Here is a 17,392-nt window from a genome sequence, read left to right as displayed (position 1 = left end):
GTTATTATGTAGTCGTTAACAGATGAGAACCATTCCAATGTAACAACAAATTAAGGAGTGAGCATCATGCCTAAAGCAAAGAAAAAACAAAGTTTAGCCGAAAAAATCAATGTTATGCGTGCCAGTGTAATGGGCGCTAATGATGGAATTATTTCAATTGCCGGTATTGTTGTCGGTGTTGCTAGTGCTCAAAGTAATAATCATGCTATTTTTCTATCAGGTATTGCTGGAATGTTAGCTGGTACCGTTTCGATGGCAATGGGTGAGTGGGTATCCGTTAGTACCCAAAGTGATTCCGAAAAACGAGCTATTGAAAAAGAATCTGCAGCTCTAGATGGACATTACGATGATGAATTTGATTTCATTCGTAATAAATACCAAGCAACTGGAATTTCTAATGAATTAGCTACTCAGGCCACTAAAGAAATGATGAGCGATGATCCGTTGGATGTGGCAGTTCGTGAGAAGTATGGTTTTAATCCCAAAGAAAAGACTAGTGCGATTGCTGCAGCGATGGCTTCGATGATTTCATTCCCAACTGGTTCAATTTTGCCACTAGTTTCAATTACGATGTTTCCTCAAAGTATCAAGTTGTTTGCGACAGTTATCGCCGTCATGATAGCTTTAGCTATTACTGGTTATACAGCCGCAGCTTTAGGTGGTGCCAATCGTGGCAAAGCTGTTTTGAGAAATATCGTTTCTGGATTATTGACGATGTTGGTAACTTATTTAATTGGATCGTTATTTGCACATTAAGGAGTGAGAAACGGTGAAATCTATGACAATGTCTAAACCTAAGAAACAAAAGAAAACCATGGCCGAACGTTCTAATACTCTTCGTGCCGGAGTTCTAGGATCAAATGATGGTATTTTAACTGTCGTTGGTGTTTTGTTCTCAGTTGCCGTAGCGACAACGAACACCTTCACAATTTTTATTGCCGGATTATCAGATTTACTTGCATGTGCTTTTTCAATGGCTTCTGGAGAATATGCTTCAGTTAGCTCTCAAAAGGATACTGAAAGAGCTGCGATTGAAAAAGAACGTGAATTGATCAAAACAAATTATCAAGATGAACTAGATGTTGTAGCTGACTTTTATGTTGATCGTGGAGTTAAGCAAGCTACTGCTGAAAAGATTGCTAAAGAACTAATGGAACAAGATGCCTTAGGAACAGTCGTCCGAGTCAAATATGATTTGCAATTAGGACATTATATGAATCCTTGGGATGCTGCGTTTTCATCACTAGTTTCTGCTGCTTCAGGTGGTATTTTCCCATTGGTAGCGATGACGTTGTTGCCAAACGCTATTAAGTGGCCTGGTACAATTTTAGCCGTTACTTTGTCAGTTGCTTTGACAGGTTTCTTGAGTGCCAAATTAGGTGATGGTTTAGTTAAAACAGCCATTATCAGAAATGTCATTGTTGGATTAGTTACTATGGCAATTCACTATTCAGTTGGTTTAATGCTTTAAAAAAATCAAATATTTCAATAAAAAATCTCATTAGAATGCGGATAAATCGACATTCTAATGAGATTATTTAGTTTTCAGCATCAAATCCAATGACTTTTGTAATTCCTCAAGTTGTTTTTCATCGGTGCAATTAGAATTCTTACGAATATTTTGAGCGATAACTAGTTTCATTGCTTTATCAACACTAGACTTAACGGCGGATAATTGCATTAAAACCTGATCACAGGGTTTGTCATCATCCATCATTCTCAATACGGCATCAAGTTGGCCACGTGAACGTTTTAAACGACTAGTTATTTTTTTGCTGGCAATTTCTTCGGGTGTTTGAGACATAATTTCCTCCCAAATGATTTATTTAGATAATTATACCCATAAGGGTAACGGGTCGCAAATAATTGCTTTTTTAATCTTAAAGATATTGCTAAAACAAAATAGTTGCATGATTTTACCCTAGGGGGTATATTGTGTACATAAGAAATATGAGAAGGAGATTGAATGATGGCAAACATTACTGAGTTATCAGATAAGACATTCAACGACGAGACAAGTAAGGGACTAGTTATTACAGATTTTAACGCTGACTGGTGTCCTCCATGTAAGATGATGAATCCAATTTTGGAAAAGTTATCTGCTAAAGATGAATTGGGCGATAAGATCAAGTTTACTTCAATGAATGTTGATCACAATCCTGATACTCCTAATAACTTCGGTATCCAAGGTATCCCAACATTTATCATCAAGAAAGATGGTAACGTTGTAGGACGTATGGTTGGTTATCAGCCAGAAGAGAAATTCCGCATGGCTTTAGAGAAGTATATGTAAAAATTACAATATCCGATACTTTTTTGGTATCGGATATTTTTTTGCCTTCAAAAGGTGTTATATTTATCTGTGAAAACGGTCACAAAATTCTTCAGAAGGGATGATTACACATGGCTACTTTACCCAGAACGTTGAAATATATCAGTTGGTTTGAAGGAGAAATCATCACCATCGACTTTGGCAGGTCGGTTGATTTTGATCCAAAAATTTATTCTGAATTGGCGCAGTTAGGACGTTGGATTGCATCGGATGATTCTTCAAAGTTTTATTTAGCGTACAAGTTGGATGGTAGTTTTCCAGATAAAGTTATCAATCACGTATTAGGCAAACTAAATTTGAATGGGTATGAATTAGTTCACAGTGGCGTAACTTACGCATAATAGAAGAGCCGAAAAGAGTCGGCTTTTTTATTTTTTTATTGAAAAGTAACGAAACGTTGATTCCAAATGTTTTCAAAGAAAGAAATAGTATCTTCAGCAATCATGTAGTCATTATCAAAGGTAGTCGTCATATCGTGTCCCATTAGGATTTTGTAGCCAAGGCCGTGTGCCATGACGATTGTGGCATTGCAACAGTATTCAGTTTGAGCTCCACAGAGTTCGATCGTATGAATATTATGATTCATTAAGACTTTATTTAAATTAGTTTGATAGAAGGCATTCGGATGAAATTTTTCAACCACTATGTCTTCTTTTTGTTTGTCTAGTTTCCCTGATAATTGCCATAGATCACTACCCCGGACGACATCTTGGTCATTGTGTTGAATAAAAATTATTGGCAAATTAGCTTGACGATATAGAGAAATTCGATCATTGATGCTGTGAATCAAACCATTGAAATTATAACTGTATTGTAGAGCTTTTTGCATATCAATTACGATCAAAGCATCAGCTAATTCTGACATTTTAATTCCCCCTAAGATACTCTTATAAGTTGAGATTATCATTTCAGTTCAATTTATGAAAGCGATATTTTGAGAAAATGTTCTTAAAAATTTGATAATGAAGTTTATTTGCTTTTATAATGGGGAGATGAAAATATATAGGATATAAAAATGAAAAAGTTAAAAATAGTTTCAATAATTTTTGGTGTATTTCTACTAGCGATTTTAGGTGCGGGAGGAGTTTTTGTATATCATACACAGCAATCACTTAATTCTCTAAATACTAATAAGAAAAGTGTTTCTAGTAAAATAAATAACGGCAAACCATTTTCTATTTTGCTATTGGGGGCAGATACAGGAACTGATGGTCGTGTCGATCGTGGTAATTCTGATACCATGATGTTGTTAACTTTGAACCCCAAAAATAAAAAGACGGTTGCTTACTCCATTCCACGTGATGCTCTAGCCGAAATGATTGGCGACAAGGAAAAGAATGTCCAAAAAATTAATGCAGCTTACAATATTGGCTTATCAAAAATGGCTAAAAACACAGTAGGTAGTTTACTGGGAGTTCCAGTCGATTATCATGTGGCAATCAATATGGAAGCTTTGGAAAAAACAGTCGATTTCGTTGGTGGCGTAACTGTAACTAGTGATTTGAAAGTTTCCTTTGATGGAATTACGATTCCTAAGGGAACGCATCATTTGAATGGTAAGCAAGCTCTAACGTACGCTAGAATGCGTTATCAAGATCCCCGTGGCGATTATGGTCGTCAAATTCGTCAGCAACAAATTTTAAGGGCGGTAGTTAAAAAACTTGAGCAACCTAAATACCTAACTAAGTTACCTAATTTAATTAAAGATCTAGGCAGTGATATCAGTACTGATTTAACTACTAGTCAAATAGATCAGATTATTTTGAAATATCATAACAGTGGCAAGACGATGGACTTCAATCAACTTCAAGGCCGCAATGCTTGGATCAATGGTAGTTCTTATCAAATCTTACCAACAGAAACAATGCAGCAAGCTTCAAATCAATTACGTACTAATTTAGGCTTATCAACTCAAACCTTGGATAATACTGAAACGCAATTGAATGCCAAAAATAAAACTTTCTTCGAAAATGAAGATGATACAGATTACAACACATTTGGTTTAGATAAAACTTTCTATACTAATAATACGTACTAAAAAAGCGCACTTTTATGTGCGCTTTTTGTGTGAAATTATAAAGTTATATCGGCTGTCAATCGGCTAGTCTTATAAGGGAAGCGAGACTCAGAGATTTCAAATGGTTGACCATCTTCCAAATAACTTAATTGATTGATAACCAAAACTGGTTCGCCGAGTTCTTGAGCAATGCCGGTTTCAACATCAATTTGACTAGCTTTGTCCGCAGAAATGATTCGATGAGTTCCTTCAATTGTCATACCTTCTTTTTGCATATGACCGTAAATCGATTTCTTGAGAATATCTTCAGTTAATGTGGTAATAGCAGTCGGCATGATGGTGTTCTCATAGGCAAAAACTACGCCATTAACATAACGCACCCGTCTAATTACGTACACTGGTTCGGTTGGTTTGATGAGTAGTTTGTCAGCTTCATCTTTAGTCGGAATGCGAGCGGATAATTCCAAAACCTTACTAGTAACTGACTTACCAGCATTAGTTTTGGTAGCTCCAAAAGGTTTATCGATAGGGGAGACTTTTCCAAATTTGCTGTGGTCATCAGCAACGTAATCTTTTCTGACAAAAGTTCCCGCACCACGTTTAGAATAAATCATTCCTTCGACCATCAATAGTTGGAGTGCTTTATGGACGGTGATACGAGTGGTATTAAAATTTTTAGCAATTTGATTTTGATCGGGCAAACCTTCCCCAGGTTCATATTTACCAGATTTAATTGCTTCGCGTAAAGAATTAGCAACTTCTTTGTATTTGTAAGCCATAACATTATCTCCCTAATTATTCATGCTTAAGTTTATCATGAATAAGAATAAATTTCTTTTAATTTTAAAAGTATATACTTATTAGCTATTTGTTATTTACATTAACACTTTTTGTGATATGATGAAAGCGTATTCAATCAGAGAGGCGGAATGATTATGACAAGCAAGTTACCAAAGGATTTTTTCTGGGGAAATTCTACGTCTAGTATGCAAACAGAAGGTGCATGGGATTTAGATGGCAAAGGCAAATCAGTTTATGATGTCAGACCAGCTACTGATGGTACTTCCGATTGGAAAGATGGTATCGACGAGTATCATCGCTTTGAGGAAGATTTCAATTTAATGGCTAGTCAAGGTATGAATTTTTATCGATTTCAGATTTCTTGGAGTAGAGTCGATCCGCAGGGGAATGGCAACTTCAATGAGAAAGGAATCGAATTTTATGACAAGATGATCGATGCACTTTTGAAAAGAAATATTACACCAATGATTTGTTTGTATCATTTCGACATGCCACTAGCCTTAGCACAAAAGTACAATGGTTTTTTGTCACGTCCAGTAGTTAAGGCTTTCGTTAGATATGGTACTGAAATGGTAAAGAGATTTGGAGATCGAGTTAAATATTGGATCACCTTTAATGAACAAAATCTTTATCATACGAGTGAAGCCTTCAATATTTCTGGCTATTTAAAAGGTGACAAAACAATCGATGAGTTATATCAAATCAGTCACCATGTCATGTTAGCTCATGCTGGTGTAGCTAACTTTATTCATGAGCACACTGATTGTCAAATTGGTGGAATGTTAGCGTACAGTGAAGTTTATCCAGCTACGTCTAACCCTCAAGATGTACTATATGCTCGAAAAATTGATGAATTTTTGAATCGTAACTTACTTGATGCCTTTATTTATGGACGTTATTCTCATGAAGTGATGACTTATGTTAAAAATCATAAAATTGAGATGGATTATCAATTAAATGATGATGAGGCATTGATTCAAGTGAGCTCTGACTTTATCGCTTTTAGTTATTATCGCAGTGAAACAATTGATTCGACGAAAGTACCAGTCAATACAGTACCTAATTTGTATTTGGATTATGGCAGTAAAAAGAATCCTTATTTAGAAACGTCAGAATACGGTTGGCAAATTGATCCGGCCGGCTTCAGAGACATTTTGGCTAAAGTTTACAACGAATACAGTATACCGATGTTTCCGATTGAAAATGGCATAGGGATGAGCGAGGAATACAATGGTCAAGAAATTCAAGATGACAAACGAATCGATTATATGCGTGACCACATTCAAGCAATGAAAGATGCTATTTTTGAAGACGGTGTCGAAGTTTTAGGCTATTTGGGCTGGGGCTTGATAGATATACCCAGTTCTAGTGGCAATATGAATAAGCGTTATGGAACAGTTTATATTAATCGAACCAATCATGATTTGAAAGATATGGAAAGAATTCCAAAGAAGAGTTATTGGTGGCTTAAACAAGTTATAGAATCTAATGGTGAAAATTTGAGCGATTTGGAAACCGAAAGAACTCAATACGCTTAAATTTATTTTGATCCACAAAAAATCCTAACTGGAATGCAGGAAGATTCTGCAAGTCTAGTTAGGATCTTTTTGTTTTCTTTTGTGAAATATTTTTAAACTGGCATGTCACTTGCTACGATAAACAAGTGTTTGCTCATATTATACAATTAATAATTAGCAAATTATGAGTAAAAATTAATTAGACTTTAATTTAAAATATAATCCGTGAGTTAAATCAAGCTTTTAAAGTGAAAAAATCTAATATGAAAATAAAAAATGATAGTTTATGAAAACTAAATGTGAAAAATATAGTTATATTTATACAAGACAAGTAAATAAAATACATAAAATAAAAATTTTTACAAATATACAGCTCAAAAGCAGTGATATAAAAGGAATACATTTGTTTATAAAACGTAAACACTTCACAATCTCTCAAAAATAAAGATGTGATTATTATCACAAAATGGATTGTTTTTTGTAAATGATGGCGGTAACATGAAAATGAAATTGAGGGTAAAGGAGGAAAATAAATAATGATTGTTGGCGTTGTCAAAGAACAAAAACCTGGTGAAGGACGTGTGGGAGTTACACCAAAAAATGTTCAAAAATTAGTAAATGCTGGAGCTGAAGTTTTAGTTGAAGAAAATGCTGGAGTAGGTTCTGGTTTTAGCAATGAAGATTATCAAGAAGCAGGCGGACAAATTGTTAGTCATGCAAAGACTTGGGAAGCAGATTTGGTTGTGAAGGTTAAGGAACCGGATGCAGAAGAATATCAATATTTCAAACCAAATCAAATTGTTTGGGGATTCCAACATCTAGCATCTTCTCCAAAAACAGTTGCAGCAATGATAAAGGCTAAGACAACTGCTATTGGTGGAGAAACGATCGTTAAAGATAATAAATTACAATTATTGGCTCCAATGAGTGCAATTGCCGGTCGTCGTTCAGTAATTATGGGAACTTATTATTTGGAAGCACAACATCACGGACAAGGAATTTTACTTTGTGGGACTCCGGAAGTTGAAGCTGGTAACGTTGTGATTTTAGGTGGTGGCAATGCTGCTGTAAACGCTGCTACATTAGCTTTAGACATGGGCTGCCACGTAAGTATTCTTGAAGTTAAGCAAGAACGTTTAGATTGGCTAGAGAAGCATTTTGCAGGACAGGATTATCAAGGAATTATTTCAAATGAAGAAAATCTTGCTAAATACATCAAGAATGCTGACCTATTCATTTCGACAATTTTAATTCCCGGGGCTAGACCACCAAAACTAGTTACTGAAGATATGGTTAAATCGATGAAACCCGGTAGTGTAATTGTTGATGTAGCAATCGATCAAGGGGGGACGGTAGAAACAATTGATCACCCAACGACGATTGAAGATCCAGTCTTTGTCAAAGATGGGATCATTCACTACGCTGTTCCAAATCAACCAGGAGCCGTTCCAAGAACCGCCACATTAGCATTAGCCAGTGGCAATATTTCTTATTTGCTAGAAATTGTTGAAAAAGGTTTGAACCAAGCTATCAAAGATGATGAGGCTTTGATGTCTGGAATTAATATTTATCAAGGTAAAGTGACTAACAAGGGTTTGGCCAATTCATTGAATTATGATTTTACAGAAATTGACGCAATTTAATAATAGGGGGTGAAAAAGTTGATGACTGCAGAAGATATTAAACTTTCAAAAGATTTTAAAAATCCCGTTTGTATGAGAGATATTGAAGCAGCAGCACACTCCATTCACCAAGTAGGTCGAGTAACACCGTTGATTCAATCAATGTTTTTAAGCCGTAATGTAACGCATGGGGAAGTTTATTTGAAGCTGGAAAACATGCAACTAACTGGATCATTCAAATTTAGAGGTGCTTTTAACAAAATCAATCATTTAAGTGACGCTGAAAAAGCACGTGGCGTTATTACGGCTTCGGCTGGTAATCATGCTCAAGGAGTGGCTTTGACATCGCATCTTTTAGGAATAGATTCAGTTGTTATCATGCCACATGGTGCTCCAATCGCTAAGCAAGAAGCAACTGCGGGATATGGTGCCAAAGTTATCTTACATGGTGACAATTTTGATGAAGCACATCAATTTATGGAAGAAGAAGCTGCTAAAAAGGGATACAAAATCGTTGATCCATATAATGACGTTGATGTTATTGCTGGCCAAGGTTCAATTGGACTAGAAATTCTTGATCAGATGTGGGATGTCGACACGGTTATTGTTCCTGTCGGTGGTGGAGGATTGATTTCTGGAATCGCAACGGCTTTGAAATCATTCAATCCTAATATTCACATCGTTGGTGTTCAATCAGAAAATGTTCATGGGATGACGGCATCTTATCAAGCTAATAAGTTAATGACTTTTAGTAAAGGCAAGACTTTAGCCGACGGAACAGCTGTTGCCACACCAGGAGATATTACTTTCCCAATTACTAAGAACTTAGTCGACGAAATGGTTTTGGTTAATGAAGAGGAAATTGCTAAAGCCATGAGGGATTTATTACAAAGAACTAAGACGGTTGCTGAAGGAGCAGGGGCTTTGCCAACAGCGGCTTTGGAAGCAGAAAAAATCGATTCAAAATGGTTAGATCATAAGAAAGTTGTTGCTTTAGTTTCCGGTGGCAATGTCGATTTGGAACAAGTTTCAAAAAATATCGACCACTTTTTGGTAACGACTAACCATTCTGTAGGTTAGGGGGTGCATTAAGATGAAAAAAAGCCTATCACAATCAGCCTACGGAGGAGTTTCGGGTGAGAAGTATGTTCCGTATGTGACTGATAAAGATAATCATGGCGGTAATACTATCGTTATGATCATGGGTGCAATTTTGGCAGTGATTTTTGCCGCTTCAACAGCTTATTCAGGAATGAAAGCTGGGTTGACAGTTGCTGCTGGTATTCCGGGATCAATCATTGGTTCTGGACTTGTATCAGCTTTTGCTAAGAAGAAAGGAATCTTAGGAAAGAATTTGATGCAAGGCATGTCTAGTGGTGGTGAATCCATTGCTAGTGGAATGATTTACGTTTTGCCCGCTATTATCGTTATTGGTGGACGAGTTAACTTTATCGCCGGTGTTTTAGTAGGTGCTTTAGCGGTCTTATTTGCCATTGGGACATCTTCACTAGTTCAGAATTACTTGGTCGTTGAAGAGCATGGTAAATTAGTCTATCCCGAATCCATGGCTATTTCAGAAGCTTTAGTAGCCTCTGAGGCCGGTGGTGATTCATTGAAATTCATGGGTATCGGTTTTGGTATCGGTGGAATTTTAACGATGTTGACGACGCAAGTATTTGGTTGGGTCAACAGTACGATTACTTATATTGGTAATTCTTTCTATCGTTGGAAGATGTCCACTGAAGTAAATCCAATGTTAGCTGGAATTGGTTTTGTTGTTGGATTAGATGTTGCTTTAACAATGTTTGCGGGCTCTATCTTGTCTAATTTTGCAATTACGCCATTGATTGCAAACTTTACTCAATTAGCTGGAAATCACGCTAAGGATTGGAATGACATTGGGTTAGCAGTTAATCAGATGAATGTTGATCAAGTTGCTGGTTCGTATTCTAAATATATCGGTGCCGGAATGATGCTTTGTGGTGGTATCGTTGGTGCCGTTAAATTGATTCCAGTTATCGTTACTTCAATTAAGAAGACTTTAAATGCTAAAAATAGTTCTTCAGATGATAAGAATATGCTTGGTATTTGGTCATTGTTAATTGCTGTTATTGCTATCTTTGTAGTTGGATTCTTCATTGCCGGTAATATCGTAATGGCTATTGTTGGCGGAATCCTATCACTTATTTTGGCATTGCTATTCGTCATCGTTTCGGCTCGTTTGGCTGGTACGATTGGTTGTTCAAACGCTCCTGTATCAGGTATGACGATTGCTTCACTGGTTATTATGACTTTAGTATTCGTGATTTTTGGTTGGACTAGCAACGCTAACAATCAAATCCTCTTGTTGTTCGGTGTATTCATCGTTACGGCTATTTCAGTCGGCGGTGCTTATATGCAAACACAAAAAGTTAGCTATGTTATTGGTGGTAACAAGAATGAAATGATGAGATACTTCATGATTGCCGCTATGATTGGTGTTATCGTTGTTGTTGGTACTACAGTAATCTTGGAACCACAGTTGAAGATTACAGGATCCAACCCACCATTTGGTATGCCACAAGCTAACTTGATTGCTACCTTGACAACTGGAATCATGTCGGGAAATCTTCCTTGGATCATGATCATCATCGGTGTTGTTATGGCTATCGTATGTTGGATGTTAGGTTTGTCTATTATGACAGTAGCTTTAGGATTCTATCTACCAATTTCTACAACTTCAATTATTTTGGTTGGTGCCTTAATTAAACTATTGATTGAAAAAATCACTGCTGAAAAAGAACTCAGAGACAAACGTGTTCAAAGTGGCGTTAGTCTTTCGTCTGGTTTAATTGCTGGTGGCTCAATTATTGGTTTGATCGGTATCATCCTACACGTAACAAATGTTTTAGGCGACAAGACACCAACAGGCTTTGTTGGTAGTAACAATATGGGATTGATTCTCTTGGTAGTCCTAGTAATTTCAATGATTTTACCTTTAACAAATATTAAAAAAACGGATAAATAAGGAGGCACACGATGACAAAACGTCAAGAATTAACTGAAGATGATTTAAAAACGATGGTTTTTCAAAAAAATCCAGCAGTTTCTTTTAAAAGAAAAGCTGGCATTATTACAATAGTACGTGAGCAGAATCATCCAATTCAGAAATTCTGTCGTAAATTGCACATGCATATTCCTGAAAAAACTTATTTAGAAATGGATGAGTATGGTAGTTTCGTATTTACGAAAATTAACGGTCATCGTAATGCCTATGAAATCGGCAAAGAATTAGCACAAAAGTTTCCAGATACCGATAAGTACCGTTACACTAGGCTGGTTTTGTTTTTAAACCAAATTGAGAGTGTCGATCATTTAATAGAACGAGTATCATAATATATATAATAAAAATTTATACTGGGGGACTTAAAAATGACAGAGCTAGATCGTATTGAATCATCAGCATGCACATCAATGATGGTAGGTAAAAAGGCTTCAATGGATGGGGCAACCTATATTTCCAGAAACGAAGATCGTCTTAACGCTATTTATAGAAAACGAATTATCGTTCAACCGGCAGTTTCAGGTCGTCACGAAACTTATGTTTCACCATATAATAAGATGACTGCACCTTATCCAGAAAGTGGTTATCGCTATACTTCAACACTAGATGCTGACCAAAGTACTGGTCCTAATGAAGAAGATGGATTCAACGAAAAAAATGTTGGCCTTAGTGCAACTGAAAGTGTTTATGCCAACGAAAAAGTTTTGGCTTTTGATCCATACATCAAAAATGGTTTAGCTGAAGACTCACTTGCAACTTTAGTTTTGCCATATATCGACTCAGCTCGCGATGGTGTTAAATATTTAGGTAAATTAGTTGCCAAATATGGATCAGCAGAAGGTAACGGACTCCAATTCATTGATAAGGATGAAGTTTGGTACATGGAAGTTGTTACTGGACACCAATGGGTAGCTGTAAGAATTCCTGATGATTGCTATGCTGTAGCTGCTAACCAAGTTGCTATTCAAGACATTGACTTTAATGACCCAGATAACTACATGTGGGCTGACGGGATTCAAGAATTCGTTGAAGAACACGGACTAAACCCAGACTTTGACCGTTGGGACTTCAGACATATCTTTGGTACAAATACGGAACAAGACCACCACTACAACACACCACGTGTCTGGTTTGCACAACGTTATTTGAATCCATCTGATGACACTCAAGATCCAGAATCACCAGAGCTTCCATTCATTAGAAAAGCTGAAAAGAAAATTTCTGTAGAAGATATTCAATACATTTTGAAGTCACACTATAATGAAACAAAGTACGATCCACTAGGAAATGGTACTGAACATGAAAGAAGAACTTATCGTGCTATTTCGTTGTCACGTACTGCTAACTCTCATATTCTTCAAATGAGAGATTCAGATAAGAATGGTGCTGCTGGGGTTGAATGGACTGGATTTGGTGTACCAAGCTTCTGTCCACAAGTTCCATTCTTTACAAATGCCAACGATATTGATGAATCATACAGTTACACACCAGAAAAACTCGATATGAAGAGCGCCTACTGGATGTATGAAACATTGGCTATGGTCGTAGAAAGTCACTACAATGAATTCACTGAACCAAACCTCGACTATCAAAAGAAATTATCAGAATGGGCAAGAAGAAAGATTGCTGAAGTGGATAAAAAGGCCGTTACAATGTCAGGAGAGGTTTTGACAGACTACTTAACAGAACAAAATCATGAAATTGTAAAACATTACAATGACGAAACAAAAGCTCACATTGCTGATTTGGTTACTAAGGGAACTGAATTGAGTAAGTTGACATTCAAGATGGATCCAAATCTTTAAAATAATTTTTTAAAACTTAAATTCCTTAAAAAAATAACGGCAAATACCCTCAAATCATAGAGAGTATTTACCGTTATTTTGTCTAATAAACAAAAATATTAATGAATTTACCAACTAATAATTGTAAACTTTAATTAATATAAAATAGGGGAAATTATCATGAAAGATGTACGTTTTAAAAGTGTTTTCGATATTATCGGACCAGTGATGGTTGGTCCAAGTAGTTCTCATACTGCTGGTGCTGCTCGAATCGGAAAAGTAGTCCATGATATCTTCGGTGAAAAGCCTGACAAAATCACCATAGATCTGTATGAATCCTTTGCCAAAACTTATCGTGGCCACGGAACTGATGTAGCTATTGTTGGTGGCTTGTTAGGAATGGAACCAGATGATAGACGTTTGTCTGATTCTTTGAAAATTGCCTATGAATCAGGAATTAAGGTGGCTTTTGTGCCTAAGAGTGACAAAGTAGCTCACCCTAATACTGCCAAAATCACCCTTGTCAAGGGAGACCATGAATTGTCAGTTACTGGTGTTTCTATCGGTGGTGGAAATATTCAAATTTCTGAAATCAATGGTTTCAAGATGTCTTTGAGTTTAGGAACACCTACTTATATTACAGTTCATCAAGATGTTGCGGGAATGATTGCCAAAGTTACCAATGTCTTTTCTGACTTTAATATTAATATTGGAACAATGACTGTTACTCGAGCTTCTAAGGGTGAAAAAGCCATCATGATCATCGAAGTTGATGAACGTCGTAATCGTGAAGATATTTTGAAACAATTGGAGTCATTACCACATGTCGATAATGCAACGTATTTTGAATAGGGGATAAAAAGATGTTTTATACAATTAAAGAATTAGTTGAAAAAAGTGCTAAATACGATTCCGTTGCTGACTTGATGGTTCAAACTGAGATGGAAAACACGAATCGTAGTAAAGAATTCATCCGCTCACAAATGGAACGTAATTTAGGAGTTATGGAACAGTCGATTCAAGAAGGTGTTGCTGGAGTTAAATCCGTTACTGGTTTGACTGGTGGGGATGCTAAATTGATGAACGAATATATCAAAAAAGGTGACTTTTTAAGTGGTGAACCGATTTTGGAAGCTGTCAGAAATGCGGTCGCTGTCAATGAAGTCAACGCCAAAATGGGTCTGATTTGTGCCACGCCAACAGCCGGAAGTGCTGGAGTTTTAGCTGGAGTTTTAGTTGCCGTTAGAGATAGATTGAAGATGACTAGAGACCAGCAAGTGGACTTCTTATTCACCGCTGGAGCTTTTGGTTTGGTGATTGCTAATAATTCATCGATTGCCGGAGCTGAGGGTGGTTGTCAGGCAGAAGTTGGATCAGCTGCGGCAATGGCATCGGCTGCCTTAGTTTGTGCTAAAGGTGGCAGTGCCCAACAAGCCGCCGAAGCAATTTCGATTACTTTACAAAACATGATGGGACTAGTTTGTGACCCAGTAGCAGGGTTAGTTGAGGTTCCTTGCGTTAAAAGAAATGCCCTTGGATCTTCACAAGCAATGATCTCCGCAGATATGGCGTTAGCTGGCATCAAGAGTGTTATTCCAGTTGACGAAGTCGTTGAAGCGATGCACAAAGTCGGCCAACAAATGCCATCTATTTTCAAAGAAACAGCTGAAGGTGGTTTAGCTACTACACCAACTGCTTTGAAATTGAAAAAAGAAATATTTGGTGATTAATTGAAGGGTGGATTAAAAATGAAACAACATAAACATGCGGCCTGTACCTCAATTATGGTCGGAAAAAAAGCAGCTCAGGATGGATCTAACTTTATAGCTAGAAATGAAGATAATTACGTTGCTAATTGGCCTAAGAGATTTTTCGTCCAACCAGCAGTTGAAAATCGCCATGAGAATTACGTTTCTCCATACAATAAATTAACCGTTGAATTACCTGAAAAAGCTTATCGCTATACTAGTTCACCTGATGCCAATCAAGATGAAGGTTGGTATGAAGAAGATGGTATCAACGAAAAGAATGTTGGGATGAGTGCCACCGAGAGTGTCTTTGCTAATGAATTGGTTTTAGCCTATGATCCCTTAGTTCCTGAAGGAGTAGCGGAGGACTCTATGACAACATTGGTTTTGCCATATATTGATTCTGCACGCCAAGGAGTTGAATATTTAGGAAATTTAATTGAAAAATACGGCTCAGCTGAAGGTAACGGTGTGCAATTTTTTGATCAAGATGAAATTTGGTACGTTGAATTAGCAACTGGTCATCACTGGGTAGCAATTAGGATTCCTGATGACAGTTATGCCGTAGCTGCCAATCAAATTGGAATTGAAGAAATTGACTTTAATGATCCTGATAATTTCATGTGGTCTAAAGGAATTCAAGAGTTCGTAGTTGATAATAATTTGAATCCTGATTTTGAAGGCTTTAATTTTAGACATATCTTTGGAACTGATACAAAACAAGATCGTCATTACAACACACCACGAGTTTGGTATGGTCAAAAAATGCTCAATCCAGCGATTGAACAAGATCCAGAATCTTCAAATTTACCATTTTTGAGAAAACCAGAAAAGAAGATTTCGGTCGAAGATATTCAAGCGGTTTTAGCATCGCATTATGATGAAACTGAATTCGATCCAATGAGTACAGGCAAAAATAGTAAAAAGTATCGTGCCATTTCTTTATCCAGAACAGCCAATTCTCATATTCTACAATTGCCAAAAGCATCAAAAACTAATATCGGCGGCATCGAGTGGAAAGCCTTAGGAATTCCGAGTTTCAGTCCTTATGTACCATTCTTTACTAATGCTAATGATATTGACGAAACATATAGCTACGTGCCTGAGAAATTAGATATGAAGAGTGCTTACTGGATGTATGAAACATTGGCCATGATAGTTGAAAGTCATTACACGGAGTTTGTAGAGCCTAATTTGGACTATCGAAAGAAATTAGCACAGTGGGCTAGAAGAAAGGTCTTTGGCGTTGAAATTGCGGCCACTTCTAAGTCAGGTGAAGAGTTGACAAGTTTCTTAACGGAACAAAATCATGTGATAGCTGAGCACTTTAATAAAGCTACTAAAGAACATATTGCTGATTTGATTACTAAGGGAACTGAATTGAGTAAGTTGACCTTTAAGATGGATCCAAATCTTTAATATTTTAATTGAGGATTAAGCTGCCGTCGTCCGTTCGGCCCTGGAAAATTGCTGGAACGCTGTGGCCACAACTTGGAACCTTTGCTAAGACCAGACCCGGGCAAAGTCTTCAAGATTGGGCTTTTTGTAAGCAATAAATTGCTAACAAAAATTTCACGGCTGAGCATTTTCCAGGACCTCACTCCCGACTAGATAGTGGTTTCTATCTTTATATAAATTACTTCAGAAAATTAATAGAAGATATTATTGAAATTACAGTATATTGCTGTGGTTCTAGTAGTATCTTCTTTTTTTATGTAATGCTATAAAGAAATATATTAATTATTCAAAAAGTATGTGTCTGATTCTATCCAGCCAGCCACAGGATTTTTGCGGACGACGGCAAATTTTCCTTGAAAAAATTGTATAACTTTTTAATATAACACAAATAAAACGCTTTCTCACTAAAAACTTGCTATATCATGAGCTTTTTTTACCCAAAGTGACAAAATTCAGTCTATAATAGAGATTGGAGACTTCCCGGATTGGGAATCAAAAATCAATGAAAGGTAGCGAAGGCATGCAGGTATATAAAAATTCACAAGAATTGATAGACCAAATTAGAGAGAGTTATCACAAGTTCATTGATGAATACGAGGGTATAAGTGACGATGTAGCCGATGAAAGAATTGAGCAAGTGGATAAAACTCCACGTGAAATGCTCTCTTATCAACTCGGTTGGATCAACATGATTTTATCTTGGGAGAAAGCAGAAGCTAGTGGTGAAAATATCACGACGCCAACTCCTGGATATAAGTGGGATCAAATGCGTCAGTTATATCATGATTTTAATATCAAATACGGTTCAAACGGTTTGGAAAATGAGGAAGAGGAATTGAGTAGCGTGGTCGATGAATTAGTTTCATGGATCGAAAACATGTCTCATGACGAACTTTTCAAACCAGGAGAGCGCAAATGGGCTACTACTAAAGCAATGTGGCCAGTTGCAAAGTGGATTAGAATCAACGCCGTTTCACCATTCAACAATTACAGTAGACAAGTGAGAAAATGGAAGAATTTCAATTTAAGAAAGAAGAATCCTGTTAACTCATAAAAAAATAACCTTTTGA

General features: G+C 36.7%; 18 protein-coding genes. 15 read left to right on the top strand and 3 right to left on the bottom strand.

All coding sequences use genetic code 11. The features are described 5' to 3' along the window. The first annotated feature begins 66 nt into the window (after positions 1-66). Both FC88_RS10375 and FC88_RS10370 read left to right on the top strand, forming a co-directional pair. Positions 67-756, top strand: coding sequence for a VIT1/CCC1 transporter family protein (locus FC88_RS10375; protein WP_057815347.1), 690 nt, complete (start codon positions 67-69; stop codon positions 754-756). A gap of 22 nt (positions 757-778) precedes the next feature. Beyond that, the gene (locus FC88_RS10370; protein ID WP_149029887.1) at positions 779-1,471 is read left to right on the top strand and encodes a VIT1/CCC1 transporter family protein; all 693 of its coding nucleotides are present in this window, start codon (positions 779-781) and stop codon (positions 1,469-1,471) included. A gap of 63 nt (positions 1,472-1,534) precedes the next feature. Here the strand turns inward: FC88_RS10370 and FC88_RS10365 are convergent, their stop codons facing one another. Continuing rightward, positions 1,535-1,804: a metal-sensing transcriptional repressor gene (locus FC88_RS10365; RefSeq protein ID WP_057815343.1), complete on the bottom strand. Its 270-nt coding sequence runs from the start codon at positions 1,802-1,804 to the stop codon at positions 1,535-1,537. A gap of 162 nt (positions 1,805-1,966) precedes the next feature. Here FC88_RS10365 and FC88_RS10360 point away from each other — a divergent pair, with 162 nt between their 5' ends. Both FC88_RS10360 and FC88_RS10355 read left to right on the top strand, forming a co-directional pair. Continuing rightward, positions 1,967-2,293 carry a thioredoxin family protein gene (locus FC88_RS10360; protein WP_057815340.1) on the top strand — a complete coding sequence of 109 codons (327 nt, stop codon included), beginning with the start codon at positions 1,967-1,969 and terminating at the stop codon, positions 2,291-2,293. 110 nt (positions 2,294-2,403) lie between these two features. After that, positions 2,404-2,673 (top strand): hypothetical protein, encoded by a 270-nt coding sequence (locus tag FC88_RS10355; protein WP_057815338.1) that lies wholly within the window; start codon positions 2,404-2,406, stop codon positions 2,671-2,673. A 35-nt stretch (positions 2,674-2,708) separates the two neighbouring features. On the opposite strand, the gene FC88_RS10350 is transcribed toward FC88_RS10355, so the two are convergent. Next, positions 2,709-3,197, bottom strand: a complete 489-nt coding sequence (locus FC88_RS10350; RefSeq protein WP_057815336.1) for a cysteine hydrolase family protein — start codon at positions 3,195-3,197, stop codon at positions 2,709-2,711. Positions 3,198-3,347: 150 nt separating this feature from the next. Here FC88_RS10350 and FC88_RS10345 point away from each other — a divergent pair, with 150 nt between their 5' ends. After that, positions 3,348-4,370, top strand: a complete 1,023-nt coding sequence (locus tag FC88_RS10345) for an LCP family protein (protein WP_057815334.1) — start codon at positions 3,348-3,350, stop codon at positions 4,368-4,370. A 35-nt stretch (positions 4,371-4,405) separates the two neighbouring features. Here FC88_RS10345 and FC88_RS10340 read toward each other — a convergent pair whose 3' ends face one another. Then, complete coding sequence (locus FC88_RS10340) at positions 4,406-5,128, bottom strand: GntR family transcriptional regulator (RefSeq protein WP_057815332.1); 723 nt, start codon at positions 5,126-5,128, stop codon at positions 4,406-4,408. Between the two features lie 156 nt (positions 5,129-5,284). Between FC88_RS10340 and FC88_RS10335 the strand changes: the two genes are divergently transcribed. The 10 genes from FC88_RS10335 to FC88_RS10290 all read left to right on the top strand — a co-directional run bounded on the left by FC88_RS10335 (position 5,285) and on the right by FC88_RS10290 (position 17,376). Then, positions 5,285-6,688, top strand: coding sequence for a glycoside hydrolase family 1 protein (locus FC88_RS10335; protein ID WP_057815330.1), 1,404 nt, complete (start codon positions 5,285-5,287; stop codon positions 6,686-6,688). Between the two features lie 515 nt (positions 6,689-7,203). Further along, complete coding sequence (ald, locus tag FC88_RS10330) at positions 7,204-8,310, top strand: alanine dehydrogenase (RefSeq protein WP_057815328.1); 1,107 nt, start codon at positions 7,204-7,206, stop codon at positions 8,308-8,310. 21 nt (positions 8,311-8,331) lie between these two features. Continuing rightward, positions 8,332-9,369 (top strand): bifunctional threonine ammonia-lyase/L-serine ammonia-lyase TdcB, encoded by a 1,038-nt coding sequence (tdcB, locus tag FC88_RS10325; protein ID WP_057815326.1) that lies wholly within the window; start codon positions 8,332-8,334, stop codon positions 9,367-9,369. A gap of 13 nt (positions 9,370-9,382) precedes the next feature. Then, on the top strand, positions 9,383-11,296 hold the full coding sequence (locus FC88_RS10320; RefSeq protein WP_057815324.1) for an OPT/YSL family transporter: 1,914 nt from the start codon (positions 9,383-9,385) through the stop codon (positions 11,294-11,296). Between the two features lie 11 nt (positions 11,297-11,307). Further along, positions 11,308-11,664 carry a PqqD family peptide modification chaperone gene (locus FC88_RS10315; RefSeq protein ID WP_057815322.1) on the top strand — a complete coding sequence of 119 codons (357 nt, stop codon included), beginning with the start codon at positions 11,308-11,310 and terminating at the stop codon, positions 11,662-11,664. Between the two features lie 36 nt (positions 11,665-11,700). Next, entirely contained in the window at positions 11,701-13,137 is a 1,437-nt protein-coding gene (locus tag FC88_RS10310) for a C69 family dipeptidase (protein WP_057815320.1), read from the top strand. A 159-nt stretch (positions 13,138-13,296) separates the two neighbouring features. Continuing rightward, on the top strand, positions 13,297-13,968 hold the full coding sequence (sdaAB, locus tag FC88_RS10305) for an L-serine ammonia-lyase, iron-sulfur-dependent subunit beta (protein WP_057815318.1): 672 nt from the start codon (positions 13,297-13,299) through the stop codon (positions 13,966-13,968). 11 nt (positions 13,969-13,979) lie between these two features. After that, positions 13,980-14,846 carry an L-serine ammonia-lyase, iron-sulfur-dependent, subunit alpha gene (sdaAA, locus tag FC88_RS10300; protein WP_057815316.1) on the top strand — a complete coding sequence of 289 codons (867 nt, stop codon included), beginning with the start codon at positions 13,980-13,982 and terminating at the stop codon, positions 14,844-14,846. An 18-nt stretch (positions 14,847-14,864) separates the two neighbouring features. Further along, positions 14,865-16,283, top strand: coding sequence for a C69 family dipeptidase (locus FC88_RS10295; protein WP_057815314.1), 1,419 nt, complete (start codon positions 14,865-14,867; stop codon positions 16,281-16,283). Between the two features lie 559 nt (positions 16,284-16,842). Then, complete coding sequence (locus tag FC88_RS10290) at positions 16,843-17,376, top strand: ClbS/DfsB family four-helix bundle protein (protein WP_057815391.1); 534 nt, start codon at positions 16,843-16,845, stop codon at positions 17,374-17,376. Positions 17,377-17,392 lie beyond the last annotated feature (16 nt).

The organism is Companilactobacillus futsaii JCM 17355, assembly GCF_001435505.1.
Lineage (GTDB): Bacteria > Bacillota > Bacilli > Lactobacillales > Lactobacillaceae > Companilactobacillus > Companilactobacillus futsaii.
The sequence above is the reverse complement of the archived record's forward strand: the minus strand, read 5'-3'. Positions and strand labels throughout refer to the sequence as shown.